Origin of the sequence: Pseudomonas sp. WP18 (genome assembly GCF_036689585.1) — a bacterium.
Taxonomy (GTDB): Bacteria; Pseudomonadota; Gammaproteobacteria; order Pseudomonadales; family Pseudomonadaceae; genus Aquipseudomonas; species Aquipseudomonas chlororaphis_E.
In genome coordinates this window covers 5,785,578-5,801,244 of record NZ_CP144758.1, presented here as the reverse complement: position 1 = coordinate 5,801,244, position 15,667 = coordinate 5,785,578, and the positions used below count along the sequence as shown (strand labels likewise).

At 61.4% G+C, this 15,667-nt stretch carries 13 protein-coding genes; 8 read left to right on the top strand and 5 right to left on the bottom strand.

Annotated elements, in window-relative coordinates; all coding sequences use genetic code 11:
• Positions 1-28 precede the first annotated feature (28 nt).
• On the bottom strand, positions 29-916 hold the full coding sequence (locus V5F23_RS25880; RefSeq protein ID WP_338496972.1) for a 3-keto-5-aminohexanoate cleavage protein: 888 nt from the start codon (positions 914-916) through the stop codon (positions 29-31).
• A 70-nt stretch (positions 917-986) separates the two neighbouring features.
• Positions 987-1,931 (bottom strand): choline ABC transporter substrate-binding protein, encoded by a 945-nt coding sequence (locus tag V5F23_RS25875; RefSeq protein WP_338496971.1) that lies wholly within the window; start codon positions 1,929-1,931, stop codon positions 987-989.
• A gap of 167 nt (positions 1,932-2,098) precedes the next feature.
• Here V5F23_RS25875 and V5F23_RS25870 point away from each other — a divergent pair, with 167 nt between their 5' ends.
• Together V5F23_RS25870 and V5F23_RS25865 are read left to right on the top strand one after the other, a co-directional pair.
• On the top strand, positions 2,099-3,058 hold the full coding sequence (locus V5F23_RS25870; protein ID WP_042732675.1) for a GlxA family transcriptional regulator: 960 nt from the start codon (positions 2,099-2,101) through the stop codon (positions 3,056-3,058).
• A 68-nt stretch (positions 3,059-3,126) separates the two neighbouring features.
• The gene (locus V5F23_RS25865; protein ID WP_338496969.1) at positions 3,127-4,302 is read left to right on the top strand and encodes an AAA family ATPase; all 1,176 of its coding nucleotides are present in this window, start codon (positions 3,127-3,129) and stop codon (positions 4,300-4,302) included.
• 146 nt (positions 4,303-4,448) lie between these two features.
• On the opposite strand, the gene V5F23_RS25860 is transcribed toward V5F23_RS25865, so the two are convergent.
• Positions 4,449-4,865 carry a DUF3010 family protein gene (locus V5F23_RS25860; RefSeq protein ID WP_047735901.1) on the bottom strand — a complete coding sequence of 139 codons (417 nt, stop codon included), beginning with the start codon at positions 4,863-4,865 and terminating at the stop codon, positions 4,449-4,451.
• A 58-nt stretch (positions 4,866-4,923) separates the two neighbouring features.
• A complete protein-coding gene (locus V5F23_RS25855) occupies positions 4,924-5,325 on the bottom strand; it encodes a lysozyme inhibitor LprI family protein (protein WP_042732527.1) in 402 nt (133 codons plus the stop codon).
• A 236-nt stretch (positions 5,326-5,561) separates the two neighbouring features.
• Between V5F23_RS25855 and V5F23_RS25850 the strand changes: the two genes are divergently transcribed.
• The 6 genes from V5F23_RS25850 (at position 5,562) to V5F23_RS25825 (ending at position 13,477) form a co-directional block, all read left to right on the top strand.
• The gene (locus V5F23_RS25850) at positions 5,562-6,539 is read left to right on the top strand and encodes a dipeptidase (protein WP_042732528.1); all 978 of its coding nucleotides are present in this window, start codon (positions 5,562-5,564) and stop codon (positions 6,537-6,539) included.
• A 212-nt stretch (positions 6,540-6,751) separates the two neighbouring features.
• Positions 6,752-7,282, top strand: coding sequence for a DUF5943 domain-containing protein (locus V5F23_RS25845; protein WP_030139308.1), 531 nt, complete (start codon positions 6,752-6,754; stop codon positions 7,280-7,282).
• A 15-nt stretch (positions 7,283-7,297) separates the two neighbouring features.
• Entirely contained in the window at positions 7,298-9,358 is a 2,061-nt protein-coding gene (gene dgcA, locus V5F23_RS25840) for a dimethylglycine demethylation protein DgcA (RefSeq protein ID WP_042732529.1), read from the top strand.
• A 163-nt stretch (positions 9,359-9,521) separates the two neighbouring features.
• Positions 9,522-11,471, top strand: coding sequence for a dimethylglycine demethylation protein DgcB (gene dgcB / locus V5F23_RS25835; RefSeq protein WP_338496965.1), 1,950 nt, complete (start codon positions 9,522-9,524; stop codon positions 11,469-11,471).
• Positions 11,471-12,691, top strand: a complete 1,221-nt coding sequence (locus V5F23_RS25830; protein ID WP_047735903.1) for an electron transfer flavoprotein subunit alpha/FixB family protein — start codon at positions 11,471-11,473, stop codon at positions 12,689-12,691. The genes dgcB and V5F23_RS25830 overlap by 1 nt, the downstream gene beginning before the upstream one ends.
• A 15-nt stretch (positions 12,692-12,706) precedes the next feature.
• A complete protein-coding gene (locus V5F23_RS25825; protein ID WP_123579709.1) occupies positions 12,707-13,477 on the top strand; it encodes an electron transfer flavoprotein subunit beta in 771 nt (256 codons plus the stop codon).
• Between the two features lie 149 nt (positions 13,478-13,626).
• Here the strand turns inward: V5F23_RS25825 and V5F23_RS25820 are convergent, their stop codons facing one another.
• The gene (locus V5F23_RS25820) at positions 13,627-15,030 is read right to left on the bottom strand and encodes a hypothetical protein (RefSeq protein ID WP_052497384.1); all 1,404 of its coding nucleotides are present in this window, start codon (positions 15,028-15,030) and stop codon (positions 13,627-13,629) included.
• Positions 15,031-15,667: the final 637 nt, after the last annotated feature.

The following is a 15,667-nucleotide window of genomic DNA, read 5'->3' as shown; positions in this document are numbered from 1 at the left end:
CTCCCACAGGGTTGTGCATAAGCTCGGGTCAGCCGCGCGGGGTCAGGCCCATCTTCCTGCGGCCCTCGGCCGGGGTCAGGACGCGGGCGCCGAGGCGAGTGAGAATTTCCCCGGCGCGTTCCACCAGTTGACCGTTGGTGGCGAGCACGCCTTTGTCCAGCCAGAGGTTGTCTTCCAGCCCGACCCGCACGTTGCCCCCCAGCAGCATGGCTTGGGCGGCCATCGGCATCTGCATGCGGCCGATGCCGAAGCCGGCCCATACGGCGTCCGCTGGCAGGTTGTCGACCATCGCCTTCATGGTGGTGGTGTCGGCGGGCGCCCCCCAGGGAATGCCCAGGCAAAGCTGGAACAGCGGGTTGTCCAGCAGGCCTTCCTTGATCAGTTGCTTGGCGAACCACAGGTGGCCGGTGTCGAAGATTTCCAACTCGGCCTTGACCCCCAGTTCAGTGATGCGCTTGGCCCCGGCTCGCAGTTGCGCCGGGGTGGACACGTAAATGGTGTCGCCGTCACCGAAGTTCAGGGTGCCGCAATCGAGCGTGCAGATTTCCGGCAGCAGCTCTTCGACGTGGGCCAGGCGGGTCAGCGGGCCCACCAGGTCGGTGTTGGGGCCGAATTCCATCGGCCGCTCGCCGGCCCCGATCTCCAGGTCGCCGCCCATGCCGGCGGTGAGGTTGACGATGATGTCCACGTCCGCCTCGCGGATGCGCTCCATCACTTCGCGGTACAGCGCCACGTCGCGGCTGAACTTGCCGGTCTGCGGGTCGCGCACGTGGCAATGGACCACCGTGGCGCCGGCCTTGGCCGCCTCGACGGCCGCCTCGGCGATCTGTTTCGGGGACACCGGTACGTGGGGGCTCTTGGCGGTCGTGTCGCCAGCACCGGTGAGTGCGCAGGTGATGATGACGTCGTGGTTCATGGTGCGGCTTCCTTCAGGCGAGGTGAATCACTGCGCAGGCCGGCGGCGCTGCGCAGAACGATGGCGTGGGTCAGTTGGTGGTCAGTTGCAGGTTGTCGGCGGCCGGTTTGCCATCGAAGGTGGTGACGCCTTCGAGCCAGCGCTGCTTGTCTTGCGGATGGTCCTTGAGCCATTGCCGGGCCGATTCGAGCGGGTCCTTGTGGTCGAGCAGCGGCTGCATCATCCGGCTTTCGTCTTCGGCGGTGAACGTCAGGTTGCTCAGCAGGCGGCTGACGTTCGGGCACTGGCGGGCGTAGTCCGGCGCGGTGACGGTCCACACGGTGGCCATGCCTTCGTTCGGGCCGAGGGCGTCTTCGCTGCCGGTAAGGTAGGTCATCTGCACGTTGACGTTCATCGGGTGCGGCGCCCAGCCGAAGAACACCACGGCTTCCTTGCGCCGTACCGCACGGTCAACGGCGGCGAGCATGCCGGCCTCGCTGGACTCCACCAGTTGGAATTTACCCAGGCCGAACTGGTTCTTGGCGATCATCGCCTTGATCTGGGTGTTGGCGCCGGAGCCGGGCTCGATGCCGTAGATCTTGCCGCCCAGCTCTTTTTCAAACCTGGCGATGTCGGCGAACGTCTTCAGGCCCTTGTCGGCCAGGTAGGTCGGCACGGCGAGGGTGGCGCGGGCATCCTTGAGGCTGGGCTGCTCCAGGACTTTGACCTGCTTGGCCTCGACGAACGGGGTGATCGTCTGGGTCATCAGCGGGTTCCAGTAACCCAGGAACAGGTCCAGGCGCTGGTCGCGGATGCCGGCGAAGATAATCTGCTGGGAGGCGCTGGTCTGTTTGGTCTTGTAGCCGAGGCCATCGAGCATCACTTGGGTCAGGGCACTGGTGGCGATGACATCGGTCCAGTTGACCACGCCCAGGCGCACGTTCTGGCATGCGGCAGGCTCGGCGGCAAAGGTGGCTGAGCTGAGCAAAACGGTACCGCTGAGAGCAAGAACGCAGGAGCTGATCAATCGTTTCATGGCGGGTCCTCGGCAGCTTATTGTTATGGGGTCCGGCGTCTGTGCGCCGGTGATGCCACGTTACGTAGCCGGACGCTGCGCAAAGCGCCCTGCGGCGACGTGCTCTTGCACTGCGGCGACCTGTGGCGTATCAAGGTGCCACGCTACCCGCCAACCGAGTGCGCGCCATGTCCCAGGATTTCTACTTTTTGTTGATGCCGGGTTTCTCGGCCATCGGTTTCATTTCGGCCATCGAGCCGCTGCGGGTGGCCAATCGCTTTCGCGGCGGGCTGTACCGCTGGCACGTATTGAGTGTCGATGGCGGGCCGGTGCTGGCGAGCAATGGCATGTCGGTCAACGCCGATGCGGCACTGGAACCCCTGAAGAAAGGCGCAACCCTCTGGGTGGTAGCGGGGTTCGAGCCGCTGAAGTTCTCCACGCCGGCACTGGAGCGCTGGCTGCATCGCCTGGACAAGGACGGCGTGACCCTGGGCGGTATCGACACCGGCAGCGTGGTGCTCGCCGAGGCGGGGTTGCTGGACGGGCATCGGGTGACCTTGCACTGGGAGGCGATCGAGGCGTTCAAGGAGTCTTATCCTCACCTTGGCGTGACCCAGGAACTGTTCGAGATCGACCGCCGCCGCATCACCTGCGCGGGCGGCACCGCTTCGATTGACCTGATGCTCGACCTGATCGGCCAGGCCCACGGTGCGGCACTGGCGATCCAGGTAAGCGAGCAATTCGTGCTCGGTCGCATCCGTCCGCGCAAAGACCACCAGCGCATGGAAATCGCCAGCCGCTACGGCATTCGCAACAAGAAACTGGTGCAGGTCATCGGGGAGATGGAAACCCACAGCGAACCGCCCTTGAGTACCCTGGCGCTGGCGCAATCGATCAGCGTGACGCGACGCCAGCTCGAACGCCTGTTCCGCCTGCACCTGAACGACACCCCGAGCAACTTCTACCTGCGCCTGCGCCTGGAGAAGGCCCGGCAACTGCTGCGCCAGACTGATATGAGCGTGCTGGAAGTGAGCATCGCCTGCGGGTTTGAATCACCGTCGTACTTTACCCGCAGCTACCGGGCCCGGTTCGAACGCTGCCCGCGGGAGGATCGGCGACGGCAGGGGGATGGGCGGGAGGTGGTTTGACAGGTTTTTATACTCAATTATACTCGCGACTATAAATTATACCTGTCGCCATAAATGAGTATAAAACCATGTCCAAGCCCACTGGTTTTGTCTTCCGGCGCCCCGATCTGGCCCGCAGCATTGTCGATGGGCTGGTGGGGGCTGGGATTCAGGACTACACCTCTGGCCTGTTCCTGGCGGCGCCTAGACGCACCGGAAAAAGCACCTTCTTGCGTGAAGACTTGATTCCCGAATGCGAAACCCGTGGCTGGCTGGCGGTCTACGTCGATCTATGGGCCAACAAGGAGAAGGACCCTGCCGATCTGATTGCCTCGGCTATCGCTGCGGCATTGGTGTCTTATGAAAAGGGTATCCGTAAGCTTGCCAAGTCCATGGGCATCGACAAACTCAGTTTCTTGCGCACGCTGTCCTGGGATTTCAGCCGGCCGCAACTGCCTGACGGCGCAACGCTGACCCAGGCGCTGGAGTTGTTGCATCGTGCTGCTGGTAAAACCGTGGTGTTGGTGATCGACGAAGCCCAACACGCGCTGACCACCGAAGCCGGGGTCAATGCGATGTTCGCGCTCAAGGCCGCCCGTGACCAGCTCAACCAGGGCCGTGAGGATGATGCCAGTGGCCTTCGCCTGGTGTTTACGGGGTCCAATCGAGACAAACTGGCTCATCTGGTACTCAGCCGCAATCAGCCTTTCTACGGCTCCGGTATCACGTCTTTCCCATTGTTGGGCAAGGAGTTCACCAAGGCCTACGCTGCCCATTTGAACGCGCATCTGGCCCAGACCAACCAATTCAATGCCGACGAGCTCGATCAAGCGTTTGAGTTGGTCGGACGTCGCCCTGAAATGTTGCGTGCCGTCATCGGCGAGATTGCCTTGGAGTTGGGTGAGGCGAGCCATTTGGGCGAGTTGCTGCGCAACAGCGCCGAAATGCTGCGTGCCGGTGTCTGGACCGAGTTTGAAAGCGCCTGGAACGCCCTGACGGTGCCCCAACGCGCCGTTCTCCAGGTCATGGCCGAGCGCTCGCAAAACAACGAACCCTTTGCGCCCTTTACGGATGCGACGCTGGAGGCCGTGAGCAAGGTGCTTGCGAGTATGGGAAGCGAGGTCGTGCCAGGCACCCAGACCATCCAATCCTGCATCGACGCGCTTCGTGAAAAGGAATTGGTATGGAAGTCCAATCGCGGTGGCTACGCATTGGAGGACAAAGCGTTTGCCGATTGGTTGAAGGGGTATCGCAAGCGGCAGTGAACCTGCATGTACCTAGGGTGCGCATTGTGGCGAGGGAGCTTGCTCCCGCCGTGGCGCGAAGCGGCCCTGTTTTTTGGCCTGCCGCGCAGTCCAGCGGGAGCAAGCTCCCTCGCCACAGGGCAGGCATTTCGTCAGGTGGATCGGAGTTACTTCTTCATCAGCGCCGCGCACGCCGCCTTATAGGCTTCATGCTGATACTTGTTCAGCGTCGCCGGCAAAGCGAAGTCATGCTTCTTGCTCTGCGCATTGATGGTCTGCGGCGACAGCAGCGTCACGTCGCAACCGTCCAGCAACTGGAAGACCCCTTCGATCTTGAACGTCGTCGGGCCGCCGGCGAACTCGCCTTTCTTGCTGCGCTTCTTGATGGCGATGCGTTCGATAGCGTTTTCGGCGACGAATGCCCGTACCTGCGCGGCGAAGGCCTTGACGTTGGCGGCTTCGTCATCGTCGTCCAGGGCGATTTTCTTGGTATTCAGGGCAATGTGGGTCAACGCCTGTTGATCCAGCGAGGCAACGGCGATGATCGCTTCGCTGCCTTTGATTTCGATGCCGCAGGTTTTCATGTCGATCCTTTTGAGCGAGGGGGTGTACAGCTTACAGCGCCAATTCCACGCGGGCCTTTCAGTCCTGCCCAATCGACTCCAGAAACTCCGACCGATCGTCGCTCACCTGGGCCATGCAGTCGTTCTCGGCAATCTTGTAGGCTTCGCTGCCGGGTTTGGCCGGGAAGGCGGCGATGGCGCAGTCGGCGTCCCGCTGTTTTTGCCACAGTTGCTGGGCGGCCTTGATCTTGGCGGTGATGTCGCTCAGTTGGGCCTTGTCGCTGGCGTAGCGGGTTTGCAGGCGCTCGTTGAGGCTCTGCAGGTTTTCGCTCAGCAACTGTTCGGCGGCGTTTTTGCCATAGGCCGAGCAGGCGAGGGTCTGGACGTCGTTTTCGACGGCATCGCAGGGGTTCTGTTCGGTGTCTTCAGCCGCGTGGGCGGCGGTGCTGATCAGTGCCAAAGCCAGGAAGATTGATTTCATTGCGTTGCCGCTCGAGTCCGGTGAAAGCCAGTGATGCCGCGGATTCTGGCGCAAGCGTCGGCTAAAGAACAGACGGGCAGGGTGGGCCTGCCGCGGCCCAATGTCGGTGATTGACGCTTTCGGCAATTCCCCTGTCGTTTTTGCACCCGGTCGCCGCGGCCCTCAGGCATATGCTGGCCCCAAAGCGCCGGCACACGATTCGGCGCATGAATCGCTGACAAAAAGGGGACTGCCTGATGAGCCCAGCCGAATTGCACGCCGACAGCATCGTTATCGACGGGCTGATCATTGCCAAGTGGAACCGCGACCTGTTCGAAGACATGCGCAAGGGCGGCCTGACCGCAGCCAACTGCACCGTGTCGGTGTGGGAAGGTTTCCAGGCCACCGTCAACAACATCGTCGCCAGCCAGAAACTGATCCGCGAGAACAGCGACCTGGTGATCCCGGTGAAGACCACCGCCGACATCCGTCGCGCCAAGGAACAGGGCAAGACCGGCATCATCTTCGGTTTCCAGAACGCCCACGCCTTCGAAGACCAGCTCGGCTATGTCGAGATCTTCAAGCAGCTCGGCGTCGGTGTGGTACAGATGTGCTACAACACTCAGAACCTGGTGGGCACCGGCTGCTACGAGCGTGACGGCGGCCTGTCGGGCTTCGGTCGCGAGATCGTGGCCGAGATGAACCGGGTGGGCGTCATGTGCGACCTGTCCCACGTCGGTTCCAAGACGTCCGAGGAAGTCATCCTCGAATCGAAGAAGCCGGTCTGCTACTCCCACTGCCTGCCGTCCGGCCTCAAAGAGCACCCGCGCAACAAGTCCGATGAAGAGCTGAAGTTCATCGCCGACCACGGTGGCTTCGTGGGCGTGACCATGTTCGCGCCGTTCCTGGCCAAGGGCATCGACTCGACCATCGACGACTATGCCGAAGCCATCGAATACACCATGAACATCGTCGGTGAAGACGCCATCGGCATCGGCACCGACTTCACCCAGGGCCATGACCAGGCGTTCTTCGAGATGCTGACCCACGACAAGGGCTACGCCCGTCGTCTGACCAGCTTCGGCAAGATCATCAACCCCCTGGGCATCCGCACCGTGGGCGAGTTCCCGAACCTCACCGAGACGCTGCTCAAGCGCGGTCACTCCGAGCGGGTGGTGCGCAAGATCATGGGCGAGAACTGGGTGAACGTCCTGAAAGACGTCTGGGGCGAGTGAATACCTCTGGAGCCTACTCCGCTCGCCGATAGCTGCGTCAGGTCCTCGCGCCAAGCTCGCCGTACATGCGTACTGTCTCGCTTGTCGCTCCGGTCCTTCCTTGCTCTCGACGTGCTCGCTACGGCCCCAAAGGCATCCACACCATTTTTTTATAAGAGCAAAAGCAAACGCTTCGCTCAGTAATGATTACGAATTTCCGGAGTTACGTTTTCATGGCCAAAATCGCCCCACAACTGCCTATCGAAGTCGACAGCGAAACCGGTGTCTGGACCTCCGACGCCCTGCCGATGCTCTACGTGCCGCGTCACTTCTTCGTCAACAACCACATGGGGATCGAGGAAGTGCTGGGCGCCGACGCCTATGCCGAGATTCTCTACAAGGCCGGCTACAAGTCCGCCTGGCACTGGTGTGAGAAAGAAGCCGAATGCCACGGCCTGGAAGGCGTCGCGGTGTTCGAGCACTACATGAAGCGCCTGTCGCAGCGCGGCTGGGGCCTGTTCAAGATCCAGGACATCGACCTCGACAAAGGCACGGCCAGCGTCAAGCTCGAACACTCGGCGTTCGTCTATGTGTACGGCAAGGTCGGGCGCAAGGTCGACTACATGTTCACTGGCTGGTTCGCCGGTGCCATGGACCAGATCCTCGCCGCGCGTGGCAGTTCGATCCGCACCGTGGCCGAGCAGGTCTACGGCGGTTCCGAAGAAGGCCACGACGACGGCCTGTTCATCGTCAAGCCGTTGTAAGTCGAGGATTGCGCCATGGCTTTTGAAGCAATGTTCCAGCCGATCCAGATCGGCAAGCTGACCATCCGCAACCGCGTGCTCAGCACCGCTCACGCCGAGGTCTACGCCACCGACGGCGGGATGACCACCGACCGGTACGTGAAGTATTACGAAGAGAAGGCCAAGGGCGGCATCGGCCTGGCGATCTGCGGCGGCTCCTCGGTGGTGGCCATCGACAGCCCGCAGGAATGGTGGAGCTCGGTGAACCTGTCCACCGACCGCATCATCCCGCACTTCCAGAACCTGGCCGACGCCATGCACAAGCATGGCGCCAAGATCATGATCCAGATTACCCACATGGGCCGTCGCTCGCGTTGGGACGGCTTCAACTGGCCGACCCTGATGTCGCCGTCCGGCGTGCGTGAGCCGGTGCACCGTGCCACCTGCAAGACCATCGAGCCGGAAGAAATCTGGCGGGTGATCGGCAACTACGCCCAGGCGGCGCGCCGGGCCAAGGCCGGTGGCCTGGACGGTGTCGAGCTGTCGGCCGTGCACCAGCACATGATCGACCAATTCTGGAGCCCGCGAGTCAACAAGCGTACCGACGAGTGGGGCGGCAGCTTCGAAGGCCGCATGAAATTCGGCCTTGAAGTACTCAAGGCCGTGCGCGCCGAAGTGGGCGACGACTTCTGCGTGGGCATGCGCCTGTGCGGTGACGAGTTCCACCCGGACGGCTTGTCCCACGAGGACATGAAGCAGATCGCCAAGTACTACGACGACACCGGCATGCTGGACTTCATCGGCGTCGTGGGCTCGGGTTGCGACACCCACAACACTCTGGCCAACGTTATCCCGAACATGAGTTATCCACCGGAGCCGTTCCTGCACCTGGCCGCCGGTATCAAGGAAGTGGTCAAGGTCCCGGTGCTGCACGCGCAGAACATCAAGGACCCGAACCAGGCCACGCGGATCCTGGAGGGCGGCTACGTCGACATGGTCGGCATGACCCGTGCCCACATCGCCGACCCGCACCTGATCGCCAAGATCAAGATGGGCCAGGTCGACCAGATCAAGCAGTGCGTCGGCGCCAACTATTGCATCGACCGCCAGTACCAGGGCCTGGACGTGCTGTGCATCCAGAACGCCGCGACGTCCCGTGAATACATGGGCGTGCCGCACATCATCGAGAAGTCCACCGGGCCGAAACGCAAGGTGGTGGTGGTCGGTGCAGGCCCCGCGGGCATGGAAGCGGCGCGCGTGGCGGCTGAACGTGGCCATGACGTGACCCTGTTCGAGAAGAAGGAATTCATCGGCGGGCAGATCACCACCGCCTCGAAAGCCCCGCAGCGGGACCAGATCGCCGGTATCACCCGCTGGTTCCAACTGGAGCTGGCGCGGCTGAAAGTCGACCTGCGCCTGGGCGTGGCGGCTGACGCGGCGACCATCATGGACCTGCGTCCGGACGTGGTGGTGCTGGCCGTCGGCGGGCATCCGAACGTGGAGCAGAACGAGCACTGGGGCGCCGCCGAAGGGCTGGTGGTCAGCAGTTGGGACGTGCTCGACGGCAAGGTCGCGCCGGGCAAGAACGTGTTGGTCTACGACACCATCTGCGAGTTCACCGGCATGTCGGTGGCCGACTTCCTCGCCGACAAGGGCAGCCAGGTCGAGATCGTCACCGATGACATCAAGCCGGGCGTGGCCATTGGCGGGACATCGTTCCCCACCTACTACCGCAGCATGTACCCCAAGGAAGTGATCATGACCGGGGACATGATGCTCGAGAAGGTCTACCGCGAAGGCGACAAGCTGGTGGCGGTGCTGGAGAACGAATACACCGGTGCCAAGGAAGAGCGCGTGGTGGACCAGGTGGTGGTAGAGAACGGCGTGCGGCCGGACGAAGAAATCTACTACGCGCTGAAGGAAGGTTCGCGCAACAAGGGCCAGATCGACGTCGAAGCCCTGTTCGCGATCAAGCCCCAGCCGTGCCTGGAACAGAGCGGCGATGGCTACCTGCTGTTCCGTATCGGCGACTGCGTGGCCCAGCGTAATACACACGCCGCCATCTATGACGCCCTGCGGTTGTGCAAGGATTTCTAACGGCTTGCACATAGCCCTGTGGGAGCGGGCTTGCTCGCGAAAGCGGTGGATCAGTCAATCCAAATGTGACTGGCAGATTGCATTCGCGGGCAAGCCCGCTCCCACAGGAACCGAGTAAGGCATCTCGACCTGCAAGACCCTGGAGTCTTTGGGAGCAACACCTATGTTGAACACCCTTCTTCCCATCCTGCTGTTCGCAGCCCTGGGCCTGGCGGTCCTTGGCGCCTTGCGGCGGGTGAACATGTGGCGCCGGGGACGACCGTCCAGGGTTGACCTGATCGGCGGTCTCTTCGCCATGCCCAAGCGCTACATGGTGGACCTGCACCACGTGGTGGCGCGGGACAAATACATCGCCAACACCCACGTCGCCACGGCCGGTGGTGCGGTGGCGTCGATCGTGCTGGCGATCCTGGTGCACGGCTTCGGCCTGCATAACCGTTTCCTGGGCTATGCGCTGCTGTTGATGACGGCAGTGATGTTCGTCGGCGCGATCTTCGTCTACCTGCGTCGTCGCAACCCGCCGGCACGGCTGTCGAAAGGCCCGTGGATGCGCCTGCCGAAGAGCCTGCTGGCATTCTCGGTGTCGTTCTTCCTGGTGACCCTGCCGGTAGCGGGCATCCTGCCGGAAAACTTCGGCGGCTGGGTACTGGCGGCGATCCTCGGGATCGGTGTGTTGTGGGGCGTCTCGGAGCTGTTCTTCGGCATGACCTGGGGCGGGCCGATGAAGCACGCCTTCGCCGGTGCCCTGCACCTGGCCTGGCACCGTCGCGCCGAACGCTTTGGCGGCGGCCGTTCCACCGGCCTGAAACCGCTGGACTTGACTGACCCGGCGGCACCGTTGGGGGTGGAAAAGCCCAAGGACTTCACTTGGAACCAGTTGCTTGGCTTCGACGCCTGCGTGCAGTGCGGTAAATGCGAAGCCGCGTGCCCGGCCTTTGCCGCCGGCCAGCCGCTGAACCCGAAAAAACTCATCCAGGACATGGTCGTTGGCCTGGCCGGCGGCACCGATGCGAAGTTCGCCGGCAGCCCGTATCCCGGCAAGCCGGTGGGTGAGCACGGTGGTAATCCGCACCAGCCGATCGTCAATGGCCTGGTGGACGCCGAGACGCTGTGGTCGTGCACCACCTGCCGTGCCTGCGTCGAGGAATGCCCGATGATGATCGAGCACGTCGATGCCATCGTCGACATGCGCCGGCACCTGACCCTGGAAAAAGGCGCCACCCCGAACAAGGGCGCCGAGGTGCTGGAAAACCTCATCGCCACCGACAACCCTGGCGGCTTCGCCCCGGGCGGGCGGATGAACTGGGCGGCGGACTTGAACCTGAACCTGCTCAGCGAGAAGAAATCCACCGACGTGCTCTTCTGGGTCGGCGACGGCGCCTTCGACATGCGCAACCAGCGCACCCTGCGTGCGTTCGTCAAAGTGCTCAAGGCGGCGAAGATCGATTTTGCCGTGCTCGGCCTCGAAGAACGCGACAGCGGTGACGTGGCCCGGCGCCTGGGTGACGAGGCGACGTTCCAGTTGTTGGCCAAGCGCAACATCCAGACCCTGGCCAAATACAGCTTCAACCGCATCGTCACTTGCGACCCTCACAGCTTCCACGTGCTGAAAAACGAGTACGGTGCCTTCGATGGCAACTACCTGGTGCAGCACCACAGCACTTACCTGGCGGAGATCATCGGCGCTGGCGCCCTCAATCTCGGCCAGCACAAGGGTGACAGCGTGACGTACCACGACCCGTGCTACCTGGGTCGCTACAACGGCGAGTACGAGGCCCCCCGCCAGGTGCTGCGCGCACTGGGCATCGAGGTCAAGGAAATGCAGCGTTCGGGTTTCCGTTCGCGCTGCTGCGGCGGTGGCGGCGGTGCGCCGATCACCGACATCCCGGGCAAGCAGCGGATCCCTGACATGCGCATGGAAGACATCCGCGAAACCGGTGCCGAGCTGGTGGCGGTGGGTTGTCCACAGTGCACGGCGATGCTGGAAGGCGTGGTCGAGCCGCGGCCGATGATCAAGGACATCGCCGAACTGGTGGCCGATGCCCTGCTTGAAGACGTGGCGTCGGGTAAAACCGCGGCCCCGGCCAAACGTGAACCTGCGGAGGTGCATTAATGAGCGACATCATCCGCCGCGACCCTCGCGCCGAGTGGATCGCCCGCAACCGCCTGCACCCGCTGCACGCGGCCATGCAGCCGGTGCAACACAGCTGGATGGGCCCTAACGGGATCATCCGCAAGCATGTCCACGGCGTGGGTTTCATTGGCCCCAACGGCATCAAGCGTATCGACCGCAGCGGTGCCCAGCAAGGCGGCGCGACCAAGCGCGCCGCGGCCACTGAAGTGCAATTGCCGCTGCATCAGGTGGCGCAGCCGGCGTTCTACATCAGCGTGGTGCCGGACATGGTCGGGGGGCGTCTCAGCGCCCACGACCGGGACTTGCTCGGCCTGGCCCATCAACTGGCCGGCAGCGACGGCGCGGTGCTGGCGGTGGTCTTTGGCGAACACAAGGAAACCACCTTCGCCACGGCCGGCGTCGACCGCTTGCTGGTGCTCGAAGGCGAAGCCTTCAATGGTTATGCACCGGAACAACGGGTGCAGGGCCTGCGGGCTGTGGATAACCAATTCAGCCCTCGTCACTGGTTGCTGCCGGACAGCCGCAGTGGCGGTGGCGAACTGGGCCGGCGCTTTGCCGCCGCGCTGGGTGAGCGCCCGGCCACGCGGGTCTGGCAGGTCAAAGGCGAGGAGTGCATCGGCCGCGCCGGTGCCGGCCTGCAAGACCTGGCTCGACCCTTGGCGCGCTTGATCCTGGCCGCCGCCGAATGCGCCGAACCGGTCAGCGAAACCCGTCATGAAGCGCTGCCGGTGGAGTTATCCACAAGCGTGGCCCGCAGCCTGTCGCGCATCGAAGACCTGGGCGCGGTGGCAGTGGACCCGGGGGCGATTCCGATGGCCGAAGCCGAATTCATTTTCTCCGGCGGTAACGGGGTCAAGGACTGGGCGCTTTTCCACCAGACCGCGGCGGCCCTGGGCGCCACCGAGGGGGCTTCGCGGGTAGCCGTGGACGATGGTTTCATGGCGCGGGACCGTCAGGTGGGCGCCAGTGGCACCTGGGTCACCGCGCGGGTCTATGTGGCCGTGGGAATTTCCGGGGCGATCCAGCACCTGCAAGGCATCGGTGCCTGCGACAAGGTGGTAGCGATCAACCTCGACCCGGGCTGCGACATGATCAAGCGGGCGGACCTGTCGGTGATTGGTGACAGCGCGGCGATTCTCAAGGCCCTGATCGCGGCGGTAGAGGCCTACCGCAACGAAGCCAGGCGCGATGCGGCTTAAGCTAAGGATTCAACCATGAGTACTCAAGTGATCAGCCTCGTCTCCATCGGTGCCCACCCGACCTCCGGCCGGCCCCGTCGCGCCGAACAGGACGCCCGCGCCGTGGAACTGGGCCTGCAACTGGCTGGCAACGACCTGCAAGTGCTGCACGCCGGCGACGTGGCCGAGCCGGCCCTGCGCGCCTACCTGGGCATGGGCCTGGACGAACTCCACGTCCTGGACAACCCCGAAGGCGCCGACGCGCTGCCGGCCCTGACCGACTACCTGCGTGATGCCGGCGCCCAAGTGGTGCTCACCGGCAGCCAGGCGGAAACCGGCGAAGGTTCTGGGATGTTGCCATTCCTGCTGGCGGAAAACCTCGGCTGGCCGCTGGTGGTCGGGCTGGCCCAGGTCGAATCCATCGATAGCGGCGTCGCCCTGGTGCTGCAAGCCCTGCCTCGCGGGCAACGGCGCCGCTTGAAAGTGCGCCTGCCGTTCCTGGCGACTGTGGATAACGCCGCGCCCAAGCCTCGGCAGAGCGCCTACGGCCCTGCGCGACGGGGTGCCCTGCACGCCGAAGAGGTCGAAGTGGTCGATGACGCCTTGCTGGCGGTGGCGACCCTGCAACCGGCCAAGCCACGCCCCAAACGCCTGAAGGTGATCAAGGCCAAGAGCGGCGCCGACCGCATGAAAGCCGCCACGGCCAAGGCCAGCGGCGGAGGCGGGCAAGTGCTCAAGGGCGTCAGCCCGGAAGCGGGCGCCGAGGCGATTCTCAAGTTGCTGGTCGAAGAAGGGGTCGTCCGCTAAGGCGGAAACGACCTACTCCCCTGTGGGTGCGAGCCTGCTCGCGAGGGCTGTGTGTCAGGCGACAGGGTTGTCGTGGGATACCGCTTTCGCTAGCCGGTTCGCTCTCACGGTGCTGTGTGGTTTTATCCCCAGGCTCTCGCGCGCTTGTATCAGGTTTCCGTCGTGGGCAACGGAAACGCTGCAGGGTGTTCAGTATTTGAATGTCTCACTTCAATGACAACCTTCTCAGCCGAGATATTGTCAATTTGCGCGTTTAATATATGCCTGTTTAATGTGTCCAGATTCGCATCCCATTCATCCAGCAGGAAAATCTCAACGGGCTGCTGTAATAAGCCTGATAGTTGCTTCATTTGGCGCTGCCCTGTCGATAGGTTTTCGTCGGGTTCCGAAAAACTGATGTCGGGAGATATCAGCACGGCGTCTTCAGAAAGGGACTTGATCCATTTTAGAACTGAGGACTTTCCTGAGCCGTTGTCGCCTTGCACGAGATAGCGTCCTGGTTTTAGCGCTTGACACACCAGCGCCTGCTGAAACTCGGCTAACGCATACCTTTGCTGGGTGGTGATTTCCCTGATGGTTATTTTCTGAGCACTTATCTGCTCGTTGAAATTCTGTTGCTCAAGCGTCTGAGTGAATGTGACGAGGTTTTTGACTTTGCGCCTGACGATGACGAACTGACTGCCATACATACTCAGTGCATGGACGCTTCCGAATAACTGCAGTGTTCGTGGCAATACAGCAACCAGGGTGCCCAGCGGCACAGCCGTTACTTCGGCAGGAAGGTACAAGGCGACTATCATGATGAGCACCGCTACGCAGATGGGTAGGCAAGCGATCATCTGCTCAAGCAACACATATTTTTCGGTGGTTCTAAAATAATGCTCTGATTGATCCGAGTATCGAAGTTTTCTGTTGTTGAACATAGGCGAGCTCGCGAAGTGGCTATTGTGCCAGAGCGGCTCGATTTCAAGTAATGCTTGAAGTTTTGTTTTTTGGAGACGGGTTGCATATTCATCTATTTTGGTTTTCATGAGCATGACGAATATGGCTGAGACCATCAATGAGGCGAGAAGCACACTGGATATCAAGTGACCAAGCGTCAGGTAGAAAACGATAAGCGTGAAAATGATGTTGAAGTAGGTCGAGGCCATTCCAATGTAAAAAGCGGCGGCGTGTTCTATGGTGCCTGCGGCTTCGCCGGTCAACCAATTTGTCGTAAGCTTGCTGTTTTTGCTGGAGGAAAGCCTTATGTCTTTCCTGAGCAATGAAAATGTCTGAAGGGTGTAATGTTTCCATGTCTGGTTCTGTAACCGTACACGTACTAATTCACCTGCTGAACTGATCAAGTAAGCCAGTAGCGCGAAGGCAAAGAAATAAACAATGTACATCTTGATCGATGCGTAGGTTTGCAGCGTTAGCGCCTCACCCGCTTGGGCAATGAAGTAGGTTGAGAGTGCGAGGCTTATTTGTTGAAGCAAGGCCAGTGTCAGGGCGATGATGAATAGACGGCTTTTTATGAACACTGCTATATCCCTATAGACGGTAGTCGACACGCGGTCACATCATCTATCGGTCCGGCAATTGATTTGTCAAAGTGCTTTCAAGCTAATCGATGACAAAGTATTTAGTTGAGAAGTACTCCCAATCACCTCGGCTGCGTCAATGGCGTTGTGATTTACTCACAATCCCTGTGCGTCCACTTGTGGATAACCTGTTCGCCCATCGCTACACCCCACGCCAATCAAGCCCTTCCAGCCTTCGATCAAAAAACGATCAGTCTAACTCACGGTTTTTATTGGCTTTTCCCGTTACCTCTGGGCATATGAGTGTCCACAATTGCCCCCAATCTCTGTTGGTGCTTCTGTGGATAAGATGTTCGCTATCGTCTGCAAGCCAGGCAGATCGTGCCTTTCATGCAGTTGATCATTAAATGATCAATTCCGTTGGGCCATTGGAAAAATACCGGAAAAACCCGTGGTTAACCGCTGTCTCCGTGGTTTTCCACAGAAACGTCAATTTATCCCCGAACACTGTTGGCGCTTCTGTGGATAAGGTGTTTGCTTACCGCTACAGGCTAGTGAATACAAGGCTTTCAAACGTTTGATCAAAAAATAACCGATAATGCACGGGCGCGTTTGCTGTGCATAACAGGCGATTTTCCCGTGTTTTTATCCCAAGACGATCCCAGAT

Coding starts and splice junctions, on each gene's coding strand:
- dgcB (WP_338496965.1), top strand. CDS start 9,522: ATGTTGAACACCCTTCTTCCCATCCTGCTGTTCGCAGCCCTGGGCCTG.
- V5F23_RS25880 (WP_338496972.1), bottom strand. CDS start 916: ATGAACCACGACGTCATCATCACCTGCGCACTCACCGGTGCTGGCGAC.
- V5F23_RS25860 (WP_047735901.1), bottom strand. CDS start 4,865: ATGAAAACCTGCGGCATCGAAATCAAAGGCAGCGAAGCGATCATCGCC.
- V5F23_RS25850 (WP_042732528.1), top strand. CDS start 5,562: ATGAGCCCAGCCGAATTGCACGCCGACAGCATCGTTATCGACGGGCTG.
- V5F23_RS25870 (WP_042732675.1), top strand. CDS start 2,099: ATGTCCCAGGATTTCTACTTTTTGTTGATGCCGGGTTTCTCGGCCATC.
- V5F23_RS25855 (WP_042732527.1), bottom strand. CDS start 5,325: ATGAAATCAATCTTCCTGGCTTTGGCACTGATCAGCACCGCCGCCCAC.
- V5F23_RS25845 (WP_030139308.1), top strand. CDS start 6,752: ATGGCCAAAATCGCCCCACAACTGCCTATCGAAGTCGACAGCGAAACC.
- V5F23_RS25875 (WP_338496971.1), bottom strand. CDS start 1,931: ATGAAACGATTGATCAGCTCCTGCGTTCTTGCTCTCAGCGGTACCGTT.
- dgcA (WP_042732529.1), top strand. CDS start 7,298: ATGGCTTTTGAAGCAATGTTCCAGCCGATCCAGATCGGCAAGCTGACC.
- V5F23_RS25830 (WP_047735903.1), top strand. CDS start 11,471: ATGAGCGACATCATCCGCCGCGACCCTCGCGCCGAGTGGATCGCCCGC.
- V5F23_RS25865 (WP_338496969.1), top strand. CDS start 3,127: ATGTCCAAGCCCACTGGTTTTGTCTTCCGGCGCCCCGATCTGGCCCGC.
- V5F23_RS25825 (WP_123579709.1), top strand. CDS start 12,707: ATGAGTACTCAAGTGATCAGCCTCGTCTCCATCGGTGCCCACCCGACC.